Source organism: Streptomyces sp. NPDC033136 (genome assembly GCF_055578235.1).
In genome coordinates this window covers 1-3,982 of sequence record NZ_JBVIPD010000055.1, presented here as the reverse complement: position 1 = coordinate 3,982, position 3,982 = coordinate 1, and the positions used below count along the sequence as shown (strand labels likewise).

The following is a 3,982-nucleotide window of genomic DNA, read 5'->3' as shown; positions in this document are numbered from 1 at the left end:
GCCCAGCACGCCCATGGCCGTCGACCGGCCGGGATACCGCCCTGCCACACGTTCAGGCGACGACAAATCACCTATGCACTCACATATCACCCTCTGAGGAGTCTGTGTTTCGGCTTCCGCGGCAAGGGTTTCACCAAGGAAGGCTGCCGGGCGCGACGTGCAAGAGAGCGCGAGAACCGGGCGAGACAGCAATGTCGGCAGGATTGACGAAACGGACGCCTCTTCCGCAGTACCGACCGGCGCGGACAGCGCTCCCGTGGTGGAGGTCCTCCGCCGTCACGGTCACCCGGGTGACTGGAGTCAGCCCGAAGTTCCGGACACGTGCCCCGTTGAGGCTGGGCTCTTCGATGCCGATGTGCGCGGCCACTTCCCGCCGGGTACCGACCAGCGCCCGCTCTCGGGGTAGCCAGCTGACGGGAGGCGATCCACAGGGCTGTGACCGTGGCGGGGATGGTTCCCACGGCAGACAGCCATTGCGGCAAGGTGGCCCAGTCCCATTGCGACACCGTTGGATACGGCACCGCCGCACGACAACCAGTGAGCAGCCACCTGAGCAACGTAACCCGAGACCCAGGGCCAGGTGCTCTGGGCGGGCTCCGGAGATGCCGAGATTGCGGACGAGCCCGGCGTCGCGCAGCTCGGCGAGAGCACCGAAATGCTCACTGATGGAGTCCTGGCCCATGAGGCGCAGGTTGACCAGGTCGAGGTGGTCGCGGCCGAGTTGGCGCAGATTCTCCTCGACCTGGCCGCGCAGTTGGCCGGGCCGCGCCGAGGTGGCCCACTCGCCGCTGGCATCCCTGGCCGGGCCGACCTTGGTGGCGATGAGGAGACCGTCCGCATAGGGCGCCAGCGCCGAGTTGATCAGCTCATTGGCAGAGCGCAGCCGGGAGAAGTAGAACGCCGCGGTGTCGATGTGGTTGACGCCGAGCTCGACCGCGCGGCGCAGTGCGTCGATCGCCTGGCTGCGGTCTCTGGGGGTGCCCTGGTGGAAAGCGGCACTGCCGGTCAGGCGCATGGCGCCGAAACCGATCCGGTTGCCCTTCAGGTCTCCGAGCATCCACGTGCCGGCGGCTGCAGCAGAGACCGTTGGGGACGTCATCTATTCCATCAGCTCCATTTGATCGGCCATCGCCCGGTTCAAGGCGCGGCGGTCCTGGAGTATGCGCAGGTGACAGGTGCGGCGGAAAGGTGCGGAGTGTTGGGGGAATGTCACAGCGTGACCGGGAATCCTGGCTACGCACTCCGATGAGGGACGGCCTCGGTGGTGGTGCCGCGGGGCAGGCCGGTGGGGCCGTAGGCGTAGGTGTGGGTGCGCTTGCCGGTGTCGCCGACAAGGCCGAGGGCGTTGACGGTGGCGTCGGTGAGGTAGTAGTAGGACTTCCCCCCAGCCGTTATGGAGTTCAACGTGCCCGCCGGTTCGCGGATGAATCCGGTGTCGACACCGTTCGTCGTGGTGGAGGCCAGGCCGAGAACAGTGTGGTGGAACCAGGTCGAACCCAGCTTGGTGCGCTCGGAGTTGGTCGTGCCCGCATGAACCAGGTCGTAGGTCTTGCCGACGGCGGTGATGCCGGACAGTTGGCTGTAGTCACCTCGTGCACGGCCGCTTCACCGGGACCGGCCTGGCCATCAGGCCACGCACCTGAGTACGGGACGACACCGCGAGTTCAGTCTCGGTAACGCGGCGCAGGGGTCGGCCGTGGTGCGCGTCGTGCACGTTTGCCCGGTGAGCGCGGTGGAAGAGTGGATGCCGACGACCGGCCGGCCGAGTCGCCTGCGGGGCGGCCGATTCTCCTCGACTCTTTGAACCGAACAGGACCTCGCCGTTGCGCCTCTACGCCCAGACTCCCGCACGCCGGAACCGCCAGGTGCTCGTGGACCTGACCGCCGTGGCCTTGATCGCTTTCACGGTGTGGGGGGCCTTCTTCGTCCGGGACACGATCATGCTGTTGGCCGAGCCGGGGCAAAAGGTTGAGAGCTCCGGAGACGGCCTCGCCGAGGACCTCGGTAATGCCGGGGACGCGGCGTCGAACGTTCCGTTCGTCGGCGATGTCCTGAAGAAGCCGCTCCAGTCCGCGGCCGACGCCAGTACCGGCTTCGCGGATGCCGGCGCATCGCTTCAGGAGACCGTCACTCAAGTCGCCGATGTGGCCACCACGGCTCTCATTGTCGTTCTGGTGCTGCTGATCCTGGTGCTGTGGCTGCCCCCGCGTCTGCTCTGGATTCGTCGCAGCATGATCGTCCGTCGCCTCGCCGACGCGCCGGGCGGTGCCGACCTGCTCGCCCTGCGTGCTCTCACCGGCCCGCCGGCCGCCCTCGTCAAGTTGTCGACCCCGCCCGGCGGTTTCGCAGACGCCTGGCGCCGGGGCGACCAGGAGGTCATCGCCACCCTCAGCGCGGTCGCCCTCGCACACACGGGCCTGCTTCCCTGACGGAAGCCTCCGAGCAGGTCCTCGGTGGGCAACCGCCGGGGGTCCGACGCGCCGAGACCGGTCGTCGGCGCCCCGCCGGCCCTGCACCACGCGATGCGCTCGGTGGTCGCGCACCTGAGGAGCTGGCACCGGGCTTGCAGGCCTGCCCACCTCCCGTGGCCCTCGGCCGACAGGCAGTCGTACGGGACTTCGTATGTCCGAGGCGCTGGACACGACCGAGTGCGCCCGAGGTCACCTGTACGCACCCACCGATTGAGCGGGACGTGACGCGCCGCGAGGAGTGGCGCCCGCGAGGACCGTGCGGGCCTTCCACGGCAGCCCCGCCTCAGCACAGGACACCCAGCGCACCGGGCAACACCCTGGTCATGACCGGGAGGGCGGCCTCGATCTCACCGTCCGCCCAGCGGCGCGTCACGGATCATCACGACGTCGAGCAGGCCGTCGCCCAGCAGGGCATCGGGAGCGATGCGGCGGGCGGAGCCGTAGGTAACTGGAGTTCGCTGCCACCACGGTGTAGCCCGTGTAGGCGTAATCCCGGCCATCGACGGTGATTTGGTAGCGGACGGACGCCAGGTGCTGATCACGCGCAGGGCCCCGGCGTAGTAGGCGGCCGAACCGCGCAGCATGCGGGAGCGGTTGGCGTGGCGGTTGGCCAGCGCGTCCACGTCTGCGTAGACGCTGCCCAGCACGACGGTGGCGTCGTGGACGGACTACGTGACCTCGAACCAGGGCTTTCCCCTACGCCGCGTCGACTTTCGACGGTTGTCCTGTGCCTGAGGCCTTACGGCACCTCAACAGCGGAGACGTGGTACTTCGCTACGTCCACATCCCGAATCGCATCCGCCTGCTCCGGGGCGGGCCCGGCACCGCGGAACTCCGCAAGGTCGACGTCCGACTCCCACCGCTCGTACACGTTGATGCGATCCGCCTCGATCGGGTCGGCCGCCAGCACGAAGTCCAAACACCCCGCACATGCCCTCGCCTGCTCGACCACCCGAGCACACCCGGCCAGGTAGTCACCACGTGTCCCGGGATCAACGTACAGCTTGCCAGCCACAATGATCACGATCGCCCTCCTCGAAGTCCCTGGGTGCGCTGTTGAACGGCTACCCCATCCGAAGACCTACACGTGGCCCAAAAGTCATCGGTGTCATCTACAAAAGCGCAACGTGATGTGAAGTTTCCCCGTGATGCTGGACACTCGATGCTTACGCTGCGAGGGCGTGTTCTTTCTCGTGTCGCTGTCGGGTCTCCAGCGGGGTGAGGTAGCCCCAGAGTGGATGCCTCCGCAGCCGCTTGCGGTTGTAGAAGGTCTCGATGAAGGTGAAGATCTCCGCGCGGGCAGTGGTCCGGTCGGGCCAGCGGCGGGTGCCGATCTCCGCTTTCAGCAGCGCGAAGAAGCTCTCGGCGGCGGCATTGTCGTAGCACGAGCCGGTTCGCCCCATGCTCTGCCGCAGCCCCAACCGGTGTACTTCCCGGCGGAGTTCGTCAGAGGTGTACTCCGCTGCGCGGTCCGAGTGCACGACGCAGCCGGGCTGGAGGTCGCTGCGGCC

The 3,982-nt window shown here is 67.8% G+C and carries 6 protein-coding genes; 1 reads left to right on the top strand and 5 read right to left on the bottom strand.

Annotation, left to right across the window (positions count from 1 at the left end):
* Nucleotides 1-130 precede the first annotated feature (130 nt).
* On the bottom strand, nt 131-1,099 hold the full coding sequence (locus ACZ5TL_RS39410; protein WP_468595586.1) for an aldo/keto reductase: 969 nt from the start codon (nt 1,097-1,099) through the stop codon (nt 131-133).
* Nucleotides 1,100-1,233: 134 nt separating this feature from the next.
* Complete coding sequence (locus ACZ5TL_RS39405; RefSeq protein ID WP_468595585.1) at nt 1,234-1,404, bottom strand: hypothetical protein; 171 nt, start codon at nt 1,402-1,404, stop codon at nt 1,234-1,236.
* A 467-nt stretch (nt 1,405-1,871) separates the two neighbouring features.
* Between ACZ5TL_RS39405 and ACZ5TL_RS39400 the strand changes: the two genes are divergently transcribed.
* A complete protein-coding gene (locus tag ACZ5TL_RS39400) occupies nt 1,872-2,429 on the top strand; it encodes a hypothetical protein (RefSeq protein ID WP_468595584.1) in 558 nt (185 codons plus the stop codon).
* Nucleotides 2,430-2,818: 389 nt separating this feature from the next.
* Here ACZ5TL_RS39400 and ACZ5TL_RS39395 read toward each other — a convergent pair whose 3' ends face one another.
* The 3 genes from ACZ5TL_RS39395 to ACZ5TL_RS39385 all read right to left on the bottom strand — a co-directional run.
* Nucleotides 2,819-3,118, bottom strand: a complete 300-nt coding sequence (locus ACZ5TL_RS39395) for a hypothetical protein (protein ID WP_468595583.1) — start codon at nt 3,116-3,118, stop codon at nt 2,819-2,821.
* Between the two features lie 92 nt (nt 3,119-3,210).
* Nucleotides 3,211-3,495 (bottom strand): putative quinol monooxygenase, encoded by a 285-nt coding sequence (locus ACZ5TL_RS39390; RefSeq protein WP_468595582.1) that lies wholly within the window; start codon nt 3,493-3,495, stop codon nt 3,211-3,213.
* Nucleotides 3,496-3,637: 142 nt separating this feature from the next.
* Nucleotides 3,638-3,982: integrase core domain-containing protein (locus ACZ5TL_RS39385; protein WP_468595581.1), on the bottom strand; the 345-nt coding region annotated here is incomplete at its 5' end.

Coding starts and splice junctions, on each gene's coding strand:
- ACZ5TL_RS39410 (WP_468595586.1), bottom strand. CDS start 1,099: ATGACGTCCCCAACGGTCTCTGCTGCAGCCGCCGGCACGTGGATGCTC.